At 56.3% G+C, this 17,636-nt stretch carries 16 protein-coding genes; 3 read left to right on the top strand and 13 right to left on the bottom strand.

Features of this window, described 5'->3' with window-relative positions; genetic code table 11:
* Positions 1-2: 2 nt before the first annotated feature.
* Positions 3-1,406 carry a siroheme synthase CysG gene (gene cysG, locus M2407_RS21595; RefSeq protein ID WP_259219719.1) on the top strand — a complete coding sequence of 468 codons (1,404 nt, stop codon included), beginning with the start codon at positions 3-5 and terminating at the stop codon, positions 1,404-1,406.
* 50 nt (positions 1,407-1,456) lie between these two features.
* Here cysG and trpS read toward each other — a convergent pair whose 3' ends face one another.
* From trpS to pilM, 12 genes are all read right to left on the bottom strand, one after another.
* The gene (trpS, locus tag M2407_RS21590) at positions 1,457-2,461 is read right to left on the bottom strand and encodes a tryptophan--tRNA ligase (protein ID WP_020837324.1); all 1,005 of its coding nucleotides are present in this window, start codon (positions 2,459-2,461) and stop codon (positions 1,457-1,459) included.
* Positions 2,462-2,463: 2 nt separating this feature from the next.
* Positions 2,464-3,162, bottom strand: coding sequence for a phosphoglycolate phosphatase (locus tag M2407_RS21585; RefSeq protein WP_046372482.1), 699 nt, complete (start codon positions 3,160-3,162; stop codon positions 2,464-2,466).
* A complete protein-coding gene (gene rpe / locus M2407_RS21580) occupies positions 3,155-3,832 on the bottom strand; it encodes a ribulose-phosphate 3-epimerase (RefSeq protein WP_020837326.1) in 678 nt (225 codons plus the stop codon). Before rpe ends, M2407_RS21585 begins: the two co-directional genes overlap by 8 nt.
* Positions 3,833-3,888: 56 nt before the next feature.
* Complete coding sequence (dam, locus tag M2407_RS21575; protein ID WP_128865271.1) at positions 3,889-4,701, bottom strand: adenine-specific DNA-methyltransferase; 813 nt, start codon at positions 4,699-4,701, stop codon at positions 3,889-3,891.
* A gap of 277 nt (positions 4,702-4,978) precedes the next feature.
* Complete coding sequence (locus M2407_RS21570; protein ID WP_259219715.1) at positions 4,979-6,001, bottom strand: SPOR domain-containing protein; 1,023 nt, start codon at positions 5,999-6,001, stop codon at positions 4,979-4,981.
* A gap of 158 nt (positions 6,002-6,159) precedes the next feature.
* Positions 6,160-7,257 (bottom strand): 3-dehydroquinate synthase, encoded by a 1,098-nt coding sequence (gene aroB, locus M2407_RS21565; RefSeq protein ID WP_020837329.1) that lies wholly within the window; start codon positions 7,255-7,257, stop codon positions 6,160-6,162.
* 93 nt (positions 7,258-7,350) lie between these two features.
* Complete coding sequence (gene aroK / locus M2407_RS21560; protein WP_004391482.1) at positions 7,351-7,872, bottom strand: shikimate kinase AroK; 522 nt, start codon at positions 7,870-7,872, stop codon at positions 7,351-7,353.
* 351 nt (positions 7,873-8,223) lie between these two features.
* Positions 8,224-9,465: a DNA uptake porin HofQ gene (hofQ, locus tag M2407_RS21555; RefSeq protein WP_217331893.1), complete on the bottom strand. Its 1,242-nt coding sequence runs from the start codon at positions 9,463-9,465 to the stop codon at positions 8,224-8,226.
* Positions 9,462-9,818, bottom strand: a complete 357-nt coding sequence (locus tag M2407_RS21550) for a HofP DNA utilization family protein (protein WP_217331892.1) — start codon at positions 9,816-9,818, stop codon at positions 9,462-9,464. The genes hofQ and M2407_RS21550 overlap by 4 nt, the downstream gene beginning before the upstream one ends.
* A complete protein-coding gene (locus M2407_RS21545; protein ID WP_259219711.1) occupies positions 9,811-10,329 on the bottom strand; it encodes a hypothetical protein in 519 nt (172 codons plus the stop codon). The genes M2407_RS21550 and M2407_RS21545 overlap by 8 nt, the downstream gene beginning before the upstream one ends.
* A complete protein-coding gene (locus M2407_RS21540; RefSeq protein WP_259219710.1) occupies positions 10,322-10,858 on the bottom strand; it encodes a PilN domain-containing protein in 537 nt (178 codons plus the stop codon). Before M2407_RS21540 ends, M2407_RS21545 begins: the two co-directional genes overlap by 8 nt.
* 3 nt (positions 10,859-10,861) lie before the next feature.
* Entirely contained in the window at positions 10,862-11,704 is an 843-nt protein-coding gene (gene pilM, locus M2407_RS21535; RefSeq protein WP_259219708.1) for a type IV pilus biogenesis protein PilM, read from the bottom strand.
* A gap of 122 nt (positions 11,705-11,826) precedes the next feature.
* On the opposite strand from pilM, the gene mrcA reads away from it, so the two are divergent.
* Positions 11,827-14,385, top strand: a complete 2,559-nt coding sequence (gene mrcA / locus M2407_RS21530) for a peptidoglycan glycosyltransferase/peptidoglycan DD-transpeptidase MrcA (protein ID WP_128865277.1) — start codon at positions 11,827-11,829, stop codon at positions 14,383-14,385.
* Positions 14,386-14,436: 51 nt separating this feature from the next.
* Here the strand turns inward: mrcA and nudE are convergent, their stop codons facing one another.
* Positions 14,437-14,991: an ADP compounds hydrolase NudE gene (gene nudE / locus M2407_RS21525; protein WP_006319109.1), complete on the bottom strand. Its 555-nt coding sequence runs from the start codon at positions 14,989-14,991 to the stop codon at positions 14,437-14,439.
* 467 nt (positions 14,992-15,458) lie between these two features.
* On the opposite strand from nudE, the gene M2407_RS21520 reads away from it, so the two are divergent.
* Entirely contained in the window at positions 15,459-17,591 is a 2,133-nt protein-coding gene (locus M2407_RS21520; protein ID WP_259219701.1) for an intracellular growth attenuator family protein, read from the top strand.
* The last annotated feature ends 45 nt before the right edge of the window (positions 17,592-17,636 follow it).

Raw genomic sequence — 17,636 nt, 5'->3', positions numbered from 1 at the left:
CGATGGATTACCTGCCGATTTTCTGCCAACTGCAACACAAAGCCTGCCTGCTGGTCGGTGGCGGCGAGATTGCCGAACGCAAAGCCCGTTTGCTGCTGGATGCCGGCGCGGCGTTGACCGTCAACGCCTGCAGCTTCAGCCCGCAATTTCACGAATGGGCCGCGCTTGGCCGGGTCACGCTGGCAGAAGGCGAGTTCAGCGCGGCATTGCTGGCGGAAAAGTGGCTGGTGATCGCCGCCACCGATCGCGTGGAAGTCAACGCGTTGGTGTATCAATGCGCCAACCAGCAACGGGTGTTCTGCAACGTCGTGGATGATCCCAAGCGCGCCAGCTTTATCATGCCATCGATTATCGATCGCTCGCCGATTATGGTCGCGGTGTCTTCCGGCGGTAAAGCGCCGGTGCTGGCGCGGCTGTTGCGAGAAAAACTGGAGGCCATACTGCCTCAGCACCTTGGCAAGCTGGCGCAACTGGGCGGCTCATTGCGTCAACGGGTGAAAAAGCACTTCTCTGACATCGGCGCACGCCGTCGTTTTTGGGAAAAACTGTTTGCCCACGACCGCCTGGCGCAGTCTTTGGCCAATGATGACCAACCGCTGGCGGATCGGCAGATCGAAGAGCTGTTTAGCCATCAACAGCAACAATGCGGTGAAGTGGTACTGGTGGGTGCCGGACCGGGTGACGCAGGCCTGTTGACCCTGAAAGGTTTGCAGCAGATCCAGCAGGCTGACGTGGTGGTTTATGACCGCCTGGTCTCCGATGAGGTCATGACGCTGGTGCGTCGCGATGCCGAGCGCATTTTCGTCGGCAAACGTGCCGGCAACCATTGCGTGCCGCAAGATCAGATTAACCAAATCCTGCTCGAGCAGGCGCAACAAGGTAAGCGCGTGGTACGACTGAAAGGCGGTGACCCATTCATCTTTGGCCGCGGCGGTGAAGAGCTGGAAACGTTGGCCGACGCCAATATTCCGTTCTCGGTGGTGCCGGGCATTACCGCGGCTTCCGGTTGCTCAGCCTACAGCGGTATTCCCCTCACCCATCGCGACCATGCGCAAAGCGTACGCCTGGTGACGGGGCACGCCAAGCGCGATGGCGGGTTAAACTGGTCAACGCTGGCCGCCGGGCAGCAAACGTTGGTGTTTTACATGGGCCTGACGCAGGCGGCAGAGATCCAACGCCAACTGATCGCGCACGGTATGCCGGCCTCCACCCCGGTGGCGCTGGTAGAAAACGGCACCTCTTGTCGTCAAAGGGTGATCGAAGGGGAACTGAACCAGCTGGGAACCCTGGCCATGCGAGCTGCCAGCCCAAGTTTGATCATCGTCGGCAGCGTGGTGAACCTGCGCAGCAAGCTGAACTGGTTCTCCAGCCAGGAATCACCACAGCCACTGGCGCAAATGGCTTGATTCAGACGTAAAAAAAGCGGCCAATGGCCGCTTTTCTTTTATGGCGAGGATCACTGTGGCGACACGAAGCCAACCGCCTGGTAAACCTTGGCCAACGTTTCCTGTGCGCGCGCACGAGCCTTGGCCGCACCGTCACGCATCACCTGCTGCAGCAAGGCCTCGTCATTGCGGAAACGGTGGTAACGCTCCTGCAGCTCACCCAGCATGCCTGATACCGCTTCGGCTACCGCACCTTTCAGGTGGCCGTACATCTGGCCTTCAAACTCGGCTTCCAACTGAGCGATGCTCTTGCCGGTCACACCGGCGAGAATATCCAGCAGGTTTGATACCCCTGCCTTGTTCGCCACGTCGTAACGCACTACCGGCGGCTCTTCAGAGTCGGTCATCGCACGTTTGATTTTCTTGCTCACCGCTTTCGGATCTTCCAGCAGGCCAATCACGTTGTTGCGGTTATCGTCCGACTTGGACATTTTCTTGGTCGGCTCTTGCAGCGACATCACGCGAGCGCCGGACTTGGGAATAAACGGCTCAGGGACTTTGAACACGTCACCGTACAGCGCATTGAAACGCTGACCAATGTCACGGCTCAGTTCCAGATGTTGCTTCTGGTCTTCACCGACCGGAACCTGGTTGGTCTGGTACAGCAGGATATCCGCCGCCATCAGCACCGGGTAGCTGAACAGGCCGGCGTTGATGTTTTCCGCATAGCGTGCGGATTTGTCTTTGAACTGGGTCATGCGGCTCAGTTCGCCGAAATAGGTATAGCAGTTCAACACCCAGCTCAGTTGCGTATGCTCCGGCACGTGAGACTGTACGAAGATGGTGCTCTTTTGCGGATCGATGCCGCAGGCCAGATACAGCGCCAGCGTGTCCAGCGTAGCTTTGCGCAGTTTTTCTGCGTCCTGACGTACGGTGATCGCATGCAAATCAACGATGCAGTAGATGCAGTCATAATCGTCCTGCATTTTCTCCCACTGACGCAGGGCACCCATGTAGTTGCCAATGGTCAGTTCACCGGACGGTTGTGCGCCGCTAAATACGATGGGCTTACTCATGTTTAAATTTCCTGATTCTCTAAAGATGACAGCCCAAGAGCGGGCAACAAATCGGCAAAGCGCTCCAACACGCGGTCGGGATGGCTCAGGGCAATCGCCTCGCCGTAGTTATAACCGTAGGTCAGCGCGGCGCTAGGGCAGCCAGCCGCCTGCGCCGCCTGAATATCGTTGCGGGAATCGCCCACAAACAGCAACTCGTTGGTGCGCAGACCCAACTTGCCGAGGACCAGATACAGCGGTGCCGGGTGCGGTTTCTTTTCCACCACGTCATCGCCGCCGATAATCAGCGAAAAGTCATCGAGAATGCCCAATGCGGCCAACAGTGGTGCGACAAACGGCGTCGGTTTGTTGGTCACCAGCGCCATGGGATACCCTTGCGCAGCTAATTGGGCCAGCGTTTCCTTCACCTGCGGAAACAGACGGCTGCCGCTGTCCACGGTTTGCGCATAGAAGTGATCAAAACGTTCGCGCAGTTGTTGGCAGTGTTCCGGGGTGGCTTCCACCTCAGCCCAGCGCAGCGCGCGTTGTACCAGCACGTCTGCGCCATTGCCAATCCAGGTGCTGACCCGGTCTTCGCCGGCCTGCGGCAGACCCATTTCCGCCAGCGCCATATCAATAGCGGCCGCCAATCCCGGCGCGCTGTCTACCAGCGTGCCATCGAGATCAAAGGCCAGAGCGCGGATGGCACTGAAATCAGCCATGCGTCACCTTCGCCAGTTCGCTGCGCATATCATCAATCACCCGGCGATAGTCCGGCTTGCCGAAGATGGCTGAACCGGCGACAAACATGTCTGCACCGGCTGCGGCGATTTCGGCGATGTTGTCGACTTTCACGCCGCCATCCACTTCCAAACGGATATCGCGACCGCTTTCGTCTATCAGCTTGCGCACCTGGCGCAGCTTATCCAAAGTGCCGTGGATAAACGACTGGCCGCCAAAGCCAGGGTTGACCGACATCAGCAGGATCACGTCGATTTTGTCCATCACGTAATCGAGATAGCTCAGCGGCGTCGCCGGGTTGAATACCAAGCCGGCTTTACAGCCGTGCTCTTTAATCAATTGAATGGTGCGATCGACGTGTTCGGAGGCTTCCGGATGGAAAGAGATGTAACTGGCACCCGCTGCGGCGAAGTCCGGCACTATGCGGTCTACCGGCTTCACCATCAGATGCACGTCAATCGGTGCGGTGATGCCGTAGTTACGCAGCGCCTGACAAACCATCGGCCCGATGGTCAGATTGGGAACGTAGTGGTTATCCATCACGTCGAAGTGCACTACGTCGGCACCTGCGGCCAGCACGTTGGCTGTGTCTTCACCCAGGCGAGCAAAATCTGCCGACAAAATGGACGGGGCAATCAAAAATTTTTTCATCCGCTATCTCCAAACGTAGGGTTCGAATTTGTTATACGCCGGGGCGTAACCCCGGTTTAACGATAAAGCGCCAAAAGTTCATTCACTTTGCTGCGGCCGAGAATATTGCGGCTGATGGTGCGACGCGCTTTCACAACAAACAGCGAGGCGTGCTGATACCAGTCACGCGTCAGTTCGGTATCGTGGTTGGAAATCAATACCGGCACCTGGCTTTCTACTGAAAGCTGATGTGCCATCAACGCCAGGCTTTGTTGATCGGCCATGCTGAAGCTGTTGGTGTGGTAGGCGGTAAAATTCGCCGTCGCCGATAATGGCGCATACGGCGGATCGCAATACACCACGGTACCACGCTCGGCTTTTGCCATGGTATCCCGGTAATGCTCGCAGACAAAAGTGGCGTTGCGGGATTTTTCGGCGAACCAGTACAGCTCTTCCTCGGGGAAGTACGGTTTCTTGTAACGTCCAAAGGGAACGTTGAACTCGCCACGCAGGTTATATCGGCACAGGCCGTTATAACAGTGGCGGTTCAGATAAAGAAACAGCAGCGCGCGGCGATAAGGATCGGCACTAGTATTGAACTGTTCGCGCAGCAGGTAAAACTGATCCGACTTATTGAATTCATCGGTGAAAAGAAGGCGGGCATCACGCACGAAGTCATCCGTACGCAGCTTAACGATGTTATACAGGTTAATAAGATCGCTGTTGATGTCGGCGAGAATATAGGCATCGTATTCCGTGTTCAGAAAGACTGAACCCGCACCCACGAAGGGCTCGATTAAGCAGTCGCCTGCTGGCAGATGACGACGAATCTCGTCCACCAGCGGGTATTTTCCACCAGCCCATTTTAAAAAAGCGCGGTTTTTCTTCATGCCGTCAATTAGCTACTTATTATACAATTCAGAGCGGCGGATTGTACTCTGTTTCAGACAGCACATCAGCGCACAAATTTAAGTGATTGATACCCATCATACTTCAAGCCGCAGCATCGCTGGCCACGCACGGTTGTTCAGCCTGTTTCCAGGCCACTTCAGTCATCTGTCGCGGGTTAACTGGCGCACCCCGATTAACATGGGCGCAGCATGCTGCGCCCCTTAATGTCTGAAACCCCTGCTCTTGCCGTCTGACTGCAGCTTGAAATCTACCGGGTTACTTTTTCAGTTCTTGCTGTACCTGGCGTACAGGTCGAACCCATGGTTTTTTCGCCTGAACATCCGCTGGCAGCGTCGCGATTGCGCGCTTCGCTTCTGCCGAAGAGGCATAGTTGCCACTCACCAGCACATACCAAGGTTTACCGTCACGCTGGGTTGCGTACACCAGATAATGCTGCAGTTTCTGCTGCTTGGCGTAGGCATTGAGCGTATCGGAACGCGAGGCACTGCTCAGTTGCAGAGTGTAATGGCCTGCCGGTGCAGATTGCAGCGAACCCGCGTTGCCGCTTACGGCTCCCGCCTTGGCACTTGCCGCTCCCGCTTTGGCGGAAGAGGTCGGCGCCGGTGTATACACCGTGGTTGGCGCTTTGTGCTGCGAGGTCGTAGCCGTCGGCTTGCTGACGGTTTTTGCCGGCGTTTTGTGTTGCTGTGGCGCCGTTCCCTGAACCGGACGTACGGTTTCTTTCGCCGTTGCGCCGTTCATCAGAGTCGCAGGAGCCGTCGGCAGGGTCGAAGCCGGCCCCGTCATGCCCTGCGCCGCGGTATCAACCTGCCCCTGCTGGGCCGACAACGCGTCCGACATATTGCCCGGTAAATCGACCCGTTGCTGCGCGCCGCCCTGCGGCTGCTGCGGTTGCGCTTCCGTCGGGGTGCTGGCGATCGGTGGAACGCTGACGGTTTGCGGCTGCGAACTGCTGCTCACACCGTTATTGTCATTGGTGTCGGTAGTACCACCCGGAACGCCGGAATTACCGGCCGTCAGCGACGAAGAACCGGACAGGTTAATGTCTTTGGCCGCGCCATTTTGCGCGCCTTCCTGGGCCGCTTCATGCTTGGTTGGCGCTTTCAGCGCCGAGCCAATGCCGACAATCAGCAATAACAGCACCAAAATACCGATACCAATCATTAAATGCTGACGTGAAACGGCAAAACGCGGTCCCGGAGCCGGTTTGCGCGAACGTGCAGGACGACGATCGCTGCTATCAGGTCTGAGATCGTCTTCCGGTTTAAACTCATCCATCTGAAACCCTCCAACTAGAGGCAAAAGCCCACCACTGTAGATTTACCGTGGCACGGGCAGATTAACCCGATGATGTCAAAGCGACGCCATGCCTGCTTTGCACATAATTAATATAGATGTAAACGGCGGCTAAGCCACTGTTACTTCGTCCGATTTACTTAGGCATTCCCTGCAGGAAGGCAAGCTGCGATGGAAGCAAGCACCATTTCATGCCCAACTCCGCCGCGGACTTCCGCCTGGCCAATGGCCGTCGGCAGTACCAGACGCAGTTCACCGGCCAGTACTTTCTTATCGCGCATCATATGTGGCAAATAAGATTCCGGTGCCATTTCCTGCGGACCACACACCGGCAAGCCAGCGCGTAATAACAGTGCTTTGATACGTTCAATATCTTCGGCGGAGAACTGACCGAGACGGTGCGCGGTTTCTGCCGCCATCACCATGCCAGCAGCGACGGCCTCACCGTGCAACCATACACCATAGCCCATTTCGGCTTCGATAGCATGGCCGTAAGTATGGCCCAGATTCAGCAGCGCACGCAGACCGCTTTCGCGTTCGTCAGCGGCAACGACCTCAGCCTTAAGTTCACAGCAACGGCGGATGCAATAGGCCAAAGCCTGCATGTCCAACGCCACCAGAGCATCAATATTGTTTTCCAGCCAGACAAAGAAATCGCGATCGAGAATAATCCCGTACTTGATCACTTCAGCCAAACCAGAGGAGAGCTCACGCGCCGGCAAGGTTTTCAGGCAATCCAGATCAACCACGACTGAAGCGGGTTGATAGAAGGCACCGATCATGTTTTTACCGAGCGGATGATTGACGGCGGTTTTACCGCCAACGGAAGAGTCCACCTGCGACAGCAGAGTGGTAGGGACCTGAATAAAGCGGACTCCGCGCTGATAACACGCGGCGGCAAAACCGGTTAGATCGCCTACCACGCCGCCGCCAAGGGCAATCAGCGTGGTATCGCGACCGTGCGGTTTTTCCAACAGCGCCGAGAACACCTGCTCGAGCACGGCAAGAGATTTGTACTGTTCGCCATCAGGTAAAATCACCTGATCCACCATGACGCCAGCCTGTTCCAGCACCTTCCGGACGTGGTCCAGATAGAGTGGCGCCAGGGTTTGGTTGGTGACCAGCATAACCTGCTCACCCGCCTTCAGCGGCATAAAAGAAGCCGGATCGTTGAACAATCCGGCGGCTATGGTAATCGGGTAGCTGCGCTCCCCAAGCGTTACGGTAATTCTCTCCATGTCGCGCTCAGTTCTCAGTGTGGTTTATCCCCGCTACTGCGGGGAACACAATCAGTCTTTCCGCATTTGCCGTGGCGAACACGGAAACCGCAATCAGTTGCTTTCCAGCATGTTGATAATCTGGTTGGCAACCACTTTGGCGCTTTGATCGTCGGTGCGGATGGTGACATCTGCAATTTCTTCGTATAACGGATTGCGCTCTTTCGCCAGCGCTTCAAGCACTTCACGCGGAGGAGAATCAACCTGCAGCAGCGGACGCTTTTTGTCGCGCTGGGTTCGGGCCAATTGCTTCTCGATAGTGGTTTCCAGGTACACCACTACGCCACGCGCCGACAGACGGTTACGCGTTTCACGCGATTTAACCGAACCGCCGCCGGTAGCCAGCACGATGCCTTGCTTTTCCGTCAGTTCATTAATGACTTTTTCTTCACGATCGCGGAAACCTTCTTCACCTTCCACGTCGAATACCCAGCCCACGTCAGCTCCGGTACGTCGCTCAATTTCTTGATCGGAGTCGAAAAACTCCATATTGAGTTGCTGAGCTAACTGACGGCCAATAGTGCTTTTGCCGGCACCCATAGGCCCAACCAGAAAGATATTGCGTTTCTCTGCCATGTTTTTCGGTATTACTAAGACAATTCGTTAATGTTAACCCGCCCCGCCAATCAAATCAGCGGCGGGACCTAAACTGAAACCTCATGAACGATAGTGCGAGATCAGACGGAAAATTATCTCAACACTCTTGGTAGTTTGGCAACCGAATAAATCGCAATCCACGCCGCAGGAGGGAAACCATACGTTTTTAACGGCGTCTTGGCGCTAACAAAAAAAACCTCGGTGCTCAATTCGGTAACCCTTGTAAGCTAAATCGGTCGCAGCGTCAAACGCAGATGCCCCCAAGGCGATAAAAAAGTGCATCTGCTCATCAACTTTAGGTGATTTCCCACGAACCTGACACATTGCCGCTCAGGCCTTAATCAATGTCGGAGTAATGAATATCACCAGCTCACGCCGTTTATGCTGCTTGCTGCTCTGTTTGAACAAAGATCCCAGCAGTGGCACATCGCCAATACCGGGCACCTTATCTGCCCCCTGGGCGCTATGGCGCTGAAATACGCCACCCAAAACAATGGTTTCGCCATCTTTCACCGTCACCTGGGTTTTGATCTCCTGCTTATCTATCGCCAGCGTCTCGCCTGTCGCGCGGCTGATGGAGCGCCCCGGCATGTTCTGACTGATTTGCAACGTCAGGGTAATACGGCCATTCGGCAAAATTTTTGGCGTCACCTCCATGCCCAGCACCGCCTCTTTAAATTCTATCGATGTCGCCCCGCTGGCACCGCTGTTCACTTCATAGGGAATTTCCGTCCCTTGCTTGATACTGGCAGTCTGCAGATTAGCGGTCAGCAGGCGCGGGCTGGCGATAATTTCCACCCGGTTCTCCTGTTCCAGCGCCATCAGTTCCAGATCGAGCAAACGGCCACCGATTCGTGCCAGATGAAAACCGGCGCTGACGGCGCTACGCTCCAACGGCAACGCCACATTGAAGCCATCCAATTGCCACGACTTTGCTGGCCGCTCGTCCGGCGCCAGCCCCCAACGCACACCAAGCTCCCGCAAGCTTTCGCTGTTAATAGTGACGATATGCGCCGCTAACTGCACCTGCGCCAATGGCACATCCATCTCCGCGATCCGCTGCGTCAATAACGCCACTATCGGTGCGGTATCGCGGAGCAGCACGGCATTGGTGCGTTTGTCCGCCACCAGGCTGCCCCGCTCACTCAACAAGGTACCGTCCTGAGCATTCAGATTTTCAGCAATCTCCGTCGCATCGGCATGATTCAGCGGCAGGGTCACGCTGTGTAATGGCTGTTTTTGCGCTAAAGCCAGCTGTTGTCGTTGCTTTTCCTGTTCGCTTGGTTCGGGAAACACCATCATCACGTTGCCCTCCAGCGTCATAGTCAGTTTCCCCACGCGTAAAATCACGGCCAGCGCCTGCCGCCAGGGTACCTTATCCAACCGCAGCGTCAGGTTTCCCCCCACGCCTGCGGCGGTGACAACATTAAGCTGCTGATGATCCGCCAGCGCCTGCAATACCACAGCCACAGGCGCATCCTGAAACTCCAGAGAAATGGGGTCAGGCTCCTGTGCTATGCTTGCGAACGCACTCCCCCACAGCAAAGCTGCAAGCCAACGACATCCTTTCATTTTTCTTCCTTATGCTTTCCCAACGCCAACACCACCCTATCCTCGGCAACCGAACAGGCCGGATTACTCTGAACCGCGCTTAACGTCACTTGCCGCTCCAGAATCTGCTCAACCTGCCAACGCCCAGCCAGTAGCATTTGGCTGGGTTTGACTCGCAACCACTTTCCGCCCGGCGTAACTATCCAGGCAAAACGCAGCCTCTCGTGTCCGAGGGTACCTTTTAAGCGCCAATTCACCGGCGACTCTGCCGCAGCAGGACAGTCGGGGGAAGGCAGCGGTCGAAAAGGATCCCGTGGCTGCGCCAGCAGCGCCATCGGTAGCAACAACAGCCAGAATCCAAGGTTTTTATTCATAGGGGGCAACCCGCACAGCCTCAGCCACATCCTGGAAAGTGAAATGCACCGACATCCCCTCCGTCTGCGTTTCAACAGTCATCTGATCGATGCGTAGCCTGGTGGGCAATTTTTCCAGCAGCCTTAATAAGCTGCCGTACTCAAGATGCAGCCGTAGGGCTTGCCGCGAGGCACTTTCCTGCTGCTGCCAGCGTTGCAGCCCGGCCCCCACTTGCTGCAATACGTCCAGCACCGCTTCATTAGCCACCGGTGAGGGCTTAACCTGTTGCAGTTGTTGATTGAGAGCCTCCATTGTCGGCATCCGGGCCAATTGTGCCCACAGCGGAGACATTTGTTGCGTTAGGCGTTGCCGCTCCACCTGGGTCTGCCCCAGTTGCTGCCATTTGTCCTGTAGCAGCAGAAGGCCGAACAGCAGGATCGGGCCGCTCAACGCCAGCCACTGCATCAGCAACAGCTTCCACCCCGGCAGGTTCAAGCATCTCGTTAGCCAGCGCGGTAGAGGCTTATTCATCCCGCCCCCACTGTGCCGTCAGGGTAAATGAAAACAAACCATCCTGACGCTGCACCACCTCAGTCAGGCGGCCGTGCTGCAACAACGGCAACGCAACTAGCCGTTGTTCAAACTGAGTCACCGCCTCATAACGGCGGCTCAGGCCCCGCAGACGGATATTTTGTGCATTAGTATCCAATGCGATAAGCCACAACGCTGCGGGCAACAGGGGCGACAGCTGTTGCAGCAATTGAAGGTAACGTCGGTTGTGCACCCCATTTCTGCCCTGTTGCTCCACCTGCGCGGTTAAGCGTGCCAGGCGAGCCATTGCCCGTTGCCGTTGCTGAAAACGTTCCGTCAATTCCGTCTGCTGCCCGACCAGCGTCAAAAGTGCCAGATACTCTTGATCCTGCTGACGGTTTAACACCCCCAAAACCCCCGTCAGCACCGCCGCAGCCAGCGCCAGTTGCAACACCAACAGGCGCAACCAGAAAGTGGCGCGCCGACGCTGAGCTCGAGTGCGCCAGGGCAAAAGATTAACCTGATACATCAGCTAGTTGTCCTCTGTGCGCAGCGCCAAACCCCCGGCTAATACAAATGCCGCCGGTATAAGGGGCTGTGGTGGACGCAGTTGACTAAAAGCGCTAAATGGAGACCAGGACAAACATCCTGGCGGAGGCAGCTCATCCAGCACGCTGCTATAGTAAATTTGCTGCGTAGCAAGTGGCTGGCAGGCGGCATGCATTGCCGCCAGCGCCTGACCCGCCTCTGTGGCCTCCACCATTGGGACAACCCCATAGGCAAAGGACCTAGAAGGTGATGCAACCCATAACCACTCCAGCTCGAGGCGATGCAGCAAACCGGTTTCGGTCGACACGCCTGCCGCTGTCGCCATCGTGCGAAGCGCGCAAGGGGTAATATCCACCGCCTGCGGCTGCAAATTGGCTTGGTGCAAGCAATGCAGCCACTGTTCCAGCTCCTGCTGTCGCGCAGCGGTAAGCAGCAAAGTGGCAGCGTCTGCCGGTGATGGACGGTAATCCAGAGCCAGCGACTGGCTGTCCAGCGGGAACTGTTTTAATCCCTGGTTGGTGATGTATTCACCGCGAGCCGGCTCTTTCAGCCTGGCGTCCGGCAGCGGCATCTGCTGCTGTAAAACCCGCTGCGCGGGCAAAGCAATGCGTAAGGAAATATGTCTTGGTAACTGAATTCGCCATTGTCGCAGCGCCTGAATCAGCAGCTCGGGGTGTTCGAGGCAGCCTTCTCGCAACACCGGTTGCGGTAGCCTTTGTTGCCACCAGTGACGCAGTTGCCAACCGTTGCGGCGGCGCTGTACCGCCAGGGCGCGAATGCAGTGACTTTGTATATCCAGCCCCACCTGCCATGCTTGAGTGAACATATTTCGCCCGACCTCCATATCGTCAGATGATAAAAGAACATATCCATGTTGCAGGCTTGCCTTTATACTACCGCGCGGTTGTTTATAAACTGCCCAAATGACATGAAAATGGGAAATCTCAGGTGAAGTTCGTAAAGTATTTACTAATCCTTGCAGTGTGTTGCATCGTATTGGGGGCAGCCTCGATCTTTGGCTTGTACAAATATGTCGAGCCACAGTTGCCTGACGTTGCGACGCTGAAAGATGTGCGGCTGCAAATACCGATGCAGGTTTACAGCGCCGACGGCGAACTGATCGCCCAATACGGTGAAAAACGCCGTATTCCGCTGAAGTTGAACCAAATTCCACCGGTTATGGTGCATGCGTTTATCGCTACCGAAGACAGCCGCTTCTATGAGCATCATGGCGTCGACCCGGTCGGTATCTTCCGTGCCGCCTCTATTGCGCTGGTCTCCGGCCATGCGTCGCAGGGGGCGAGTACCATTACCCAGCAGTTGGCGAGAAACTTCTTCTTAAGCCCGGAACGCACCCTGATGCGCAAAATCAAGGAAGCTTTCCTGGCGATTCGCATCGAACAGATGCTGAGCAAAGACGAAATTCTCGAGCTGTACCTGAACAAAATCTATCTGGGGTATCGCGCCTATGGCGTGGGTGCCGCGGCTCAGGTTTACTTCGGTAAAGACGTTAGCCAGCTCACCTTAAGCGAAATGGCGACCATCGCCGGCTTGCCAAAAGCACCGTCTACCTTCAACCCGCTTTACTCCCACGATCGCGCCGTCGCGCGCCGCAACGTGGTGCTGTCGCGCATGATGGATGAGCATTACATCACTCAGGCGCAGTACGATCAGGCCCGTAGCGAAGAACTGGTGGCCAACTACCATGCACCGGAAATCAGCTTCTCCGCCCCGTATCTCTCCGAGATGGTGCGTCAAGAGATGATCAAGCGTTATGGCGACAACGCCTATACCGACGGTTACAAGGTCTACACCACCATCACCAAAAAGCTGCAGCTGGCGGCGCAGGAGTCGGTACGCAACAACGTGCTGGCCTACGATATGCGCCACGGTTACCGCGGCCCGTCCAACGTGCTGTGGAAAGTTGGTGAAGCGGCGTGGGATCAAAAACAGATCGTCGATTCGCTGAAGAATCTGCCGAACTACGGCCCGCTGTCTCCGGCGGTGATTGTCTCGGCCAACGCCGAAGAAGCGACGGCGATGATGGCTGACGGCAGCCACATTGCGCTACCGATGGCGACCATGCGTTGGGCACGTCCTTACAAATCCGATACTCAGCAGGGCCCAACGCCGAAACGCGTCACCGACGTAGTGCAGGCCGGTCAGCAAGTCTGGGTACGTAAGGTGGGCGAAAATTGGTGGCTGTCACAGGTGCCGGACGTCAACTCGGCCCTGGTGTCGATCAACCCGAATGACGGGGCCGTGAAGGCGCTGGTCGGCGGGTTCGACTTCAACCAGAGCAAGTTCAACCGCGTTACCCAGGCGCTGCGTCAGGTCGGTTCCAATATCAAACCTTTCCTGTACACCGCCGCGATGGACAAGGGCCTGACCCTGGCAACCATCCTGAATGACCTGCCGATCACCCGTTGGGATCCGGGCGCCGGTACCGACTGGCGACCGAAAAACTCACCGCCAACCTACGATGGGCCAATTCGTCTGCGTCAGGGTCTGGGACAGTCGAAGAACGTAGTGATGGTGCGTGCGATGCGTGCGATGGGCGTCGACTATGCGGCAGAATACCTGCAGCGTTTCGGCTTCCCGGCGCAGAACATCGTGCACACCGAATCACTGGCGTTAGGCTCCGCGTCGTTCACCCCTATGCAACTGGTGCGCGGCTATGCGGTTCTGGCTAACGGCGGTTACCTGGTGGATCCGTACTTTATCACCAAGATTGAAGACGATAGCGGCAACACGGTGTTCGAAACCAAGCCGAAGATTGTCTGCAGCAGCTGTAATCTGCCGGTGATCTACGGTGATACCCACCGTTCCGCCGTACTTTCTGAAGACAATATTGAAAATGTCGCTACGTCGCAGGAAGGCAAGAATGGCAGCGTGCCGATGCCGCAACTGGAGCAGGTGACTCCGGCTCAGGTGCTCCAGGATGGCGATCAGCAGTATGCGCCACACGTGATCAGCACCCCGCTGGCGTTCCTGATGCACGACGCGCTGAACAGTAACATTTTCGGCGAACCGGGCTGGATGGGCACCGCATGGCGTGCGGGTCGTGACCTGAAGCGTCGTGATATCGGCGGTAAAACCGGGACCACCAACAGCTCGAAAGATGCCTGGTTCTCCGGCTATGGCCCGGATACCGTGACCTCGGTATGGATTGGCTTTGATGACCATCGCCGTGACCTTGGCCGTGCTACGGCTTCAGGCGCGATACCGGATCAGATTTCCGGCGGTGAAGGCGGTGCGAAGAGTGCACAGCCGGCATGGGACGACTTTATGAAAACCGCGCTGGAAGGCATTCCGGAGCAGAAGGTCACTCCACCACCGGGCATCATCAGCGTCACCATCGACAAGAGCAGCGGCAAGCTTTCTGGCGGCGGCGGCGGCAGTCGCTCCGAGTACTTCATCGAAGGGACTCAGCCAACGGACTACCCATCGCGAGATACCGGCACGACGTTGACGGATCCCGGCGGCGAGAGCCACGAGCTGTTCTAACAAAAAAAGGGCCAGAGAAATCTGGCCCTTTTTTTATCTAGCAATCAACGATTAACGTGAACCGCGTAAAAATGCCTCGGTCAGGAACAGCGCACTGACATTGCGAGCCTCACGGAAATCCGGTTCGGCCAGCAACGCCATCATATCGGCAATCGGCCAGCGTACCTGCGGTAAGGGCTCCGGCTCATCCCCTTCCAGACTCTGCGGGTAGAGATCGTGCGCCAGCACGATATTCATTTTGCTGGAAAAGTACGAAGGGGCCATCGTCAGCTTGCTGAGGAAATCAAAACGTTTGGCGCCAAACCCCACCTCTTCCATCAGTTCACGGTTGGCCGCCTCCAACACACCCTCACCGGGATCGATCAACCCCTTGGGGAACCCCAGCTCATAAGATTCGGTACCCACCGCATATTCACGGATCAGCAGCAAGTCATCGCCAATCACCGGCACAATCATCACGGCCTCACGGTCCGAGGGCCGCATCCGCTCATACACCCGCCGTACACCGTTACTGAACTCCAGATCGACGGACTCAACGTTAAATAAACGCGAACGTGCGACCGTTTCAACTTTCAGAATTTTAGGTTTTTGCAGGTGTTTATCCATGATTGCCTCAAATGAGTTATCCGGCGGCAGGCCACAACATCAGGCGTGATGACGCAGATAACCAGAATAATGATTGGCGTGACGCGCAGTTCACTTGCGCTCAAACGCTGACCAAAACCGATCTTGATCACATTGTGCGTTAATGAGAACCTTTGCCGCAACGAGCACAAGCAGTAATTTACTTTTTTTTAACAACTGTAGCCAGCACCTGCCGATTTTCTGTCTTTCTCGGGTAAAAAAGAGTGCATTAAAATAAGATAATGCCGATACCGATAGAAGAGCCCGATTGCTATCATCACGCAGGTAAGACATGGCGATAAAACGGGCAGTTATTATCAATAAATGAGATCCCGGCGGAGAATCTTTCCTCCCGTCACTGTTCAGGGTGTCTCTTGGTGATTTGACTGCGTATAATGCGCCACGATTCATCAGGTTGGTGAGGTTCACGGGTCCAAGATGGGGATAGCATGAGCACAATAGTGTTGATATTGGCCTTAGTGCTTGCCTGCCTGATTGCCGCTGGCCTGTATCTCTGGTTTAAAGCCCGCAATCAGCCGCTGCTCACGCGCGCGTTGCCCTTTATCAAACCCACACACCGTAAACTGACCGGCGAAGAGCGCACCGCCGTCGAGCATTATCTCGGCCAGCAAAATAAGCTGAGCAACAAACTGTTGCCCGGTAACGGCTCATTGCCTTCCGCCAAGCTGGCGCTGACCCCGCAAAGCGATAACGTCTACCCCATTACCCACGCCATTACCCGCTATGGGCTGGCCAGCGATGAACCCAACAAGTGGCGCTATTATCTGGACGCCGAAGAGGTGCATCTGCCACCGTTCTGGGAACAGTACATCAGCGCCGATAACCATGTGGAAGTGATCAGAACCCAGACGTTACCGCTGGTTATCTCCCTCAACGGGCATTCGCTGAAAGACCATATTCACGATCGGCCGCAACCGCCGGTGGTGAAAGCAGCCCCGAGCCAAAATGCCTCCATTCGCAAGGAAGAGAGCGAGCATGTCGAGCTGGTGAATATCCGCAAGGAAACGCCGGAAGAACATGCGCTAACTCGCCCGAACGGCATCAAGGAAGCCGCCGTTATCTCGGCTGCCCTGCTGCTGCTGTTCTTCAGCCTGATAAGCCCGGTGGTGGTCATTCCCTGGATGATAGTGGTCGCCGTGCTGATGATCGCCTGGGGTTGCTGGAATCTGTTCCGTCGGCCGACATCACGCGAACTGAAAGAAGTGCACTGCCTGCGTGGCACCCCCAAGCGTTGGGGGCTGTTTGGCGAATCTAATCAGGGGCAGATCAGCAATATCTCTCTCGGCATCATCGATCTTATTTATCCGCCGCACTGGCAGCCTTATATCACCCAGGATCTGGGCAAGACCACCGACGTGGATATCTACCTTAACCGCCAGGTGTTGCGCCAGGGACGCTTCCTTTCTCTGCATGATGAGGTGAAAAACTTCCCGTTGCAGCAGTGGGGCAGAAACGCGGTGCTGATGGCCAGTTCGTTTTTGGTGCTGGTGCTGCTGCTGACCTATATTCCGCTAAGCCTGCCGCTTAAGCTGAGCATGGCCTGGCTGCAGGGCGCGCAAAAAATCGAAGTGACCAACGTTCAGGCTCTCGAAGGCGCCACCTTGCGCATCGGCGATACCCTGAAAGCTCAAGGCAACGGTATGTGTTATGTGCCGCCACCGGTCAGCGGTTCGCACACCTCCAACTTTATGCCTTTCGACTGCTCAGGCATTTACTGGAACAACGCAGCCCCTCTGCCACAGCCGGAATCCGATATCATCGACAAAGCTTCAGCGTTGCTGGCGACGGTTAATACCCAGCTACATCCCGACGGTACCGATCAGAAACTCAACCCGCAGCTGGCCAGCGCGATTGAGAAATCCGGCATGATCCTGCTGGACGATTTTTCCGATATCGTGCTGAAAACGCAGGATCTGTGCCAGGCGGACAACGACTGCGTTCGGCTGAAAAACGCCCTGGTGAACCTGGGTAACGTCAAGAACTGGGCTACCCTGGTAAAACGCGCCAAGTCGGGCGCTTTGCAGGGGGTCAACGTGTTGCTGCGCCCGGTAAGTGCCGAATCGCTGGAAAGCCTGACCAAGGTTGCCGCATCGTCGTTTGTCTACAGCGAAACCCGACAGGCTGCCGCCGCGCTCAACAGCCCTCCACCTGGCGGGTTCCTGATCAGCAGCGATGAAGGCAAGCAGCTGGTCAATCACCCACAGCCTGCAGTCCCCTTAAACGAGTACAACGCGCTCGATCAATGGAATGAGCTGCAACGTCTGGCCAGCATGCTGCTGCATACGCCGTTTGAAGCTCAGGGCGTGATCACCAATATCAGCGTCGACGCCAATGGTACACGCCATATTGCGCTGCACAGCGAGCCGGATATCATCACCCTGTGGCGCTATCTCGGTACCAGCCTGCTGCTGCTGACGGTCGCCGTCGTTCTGGGCTACAACACCTGGCGACTGGTGCAGCGCCGCCGCATCAACCAGCACCGAACCGCCGATATCCAGCGCTATTACGAAAGCTGCTTTAACCCACAGCTCTCCCCAATGTCATTGCGGCCAATGCCCTGAGTCGTTCGTCGGCCTGCTTCCTGTCATCCGCTTATGCTACGCTAA

The sequence above is a fragment of the Serratia sp. BIGb0234 genome (assembly GCF_024809915.1).
Lineage (GTDB): Bacteria > Pseudomonadota > Gammaproteobacteria > Enterobacterales > Enterobacteriaceae > Serratia > Serratia liquefaciens.
The sequence above is the reverse complement of the archived record's forward strand: the minus strand, read 5'-3'. Positions and strand labels throughout refer to the sequence as shown.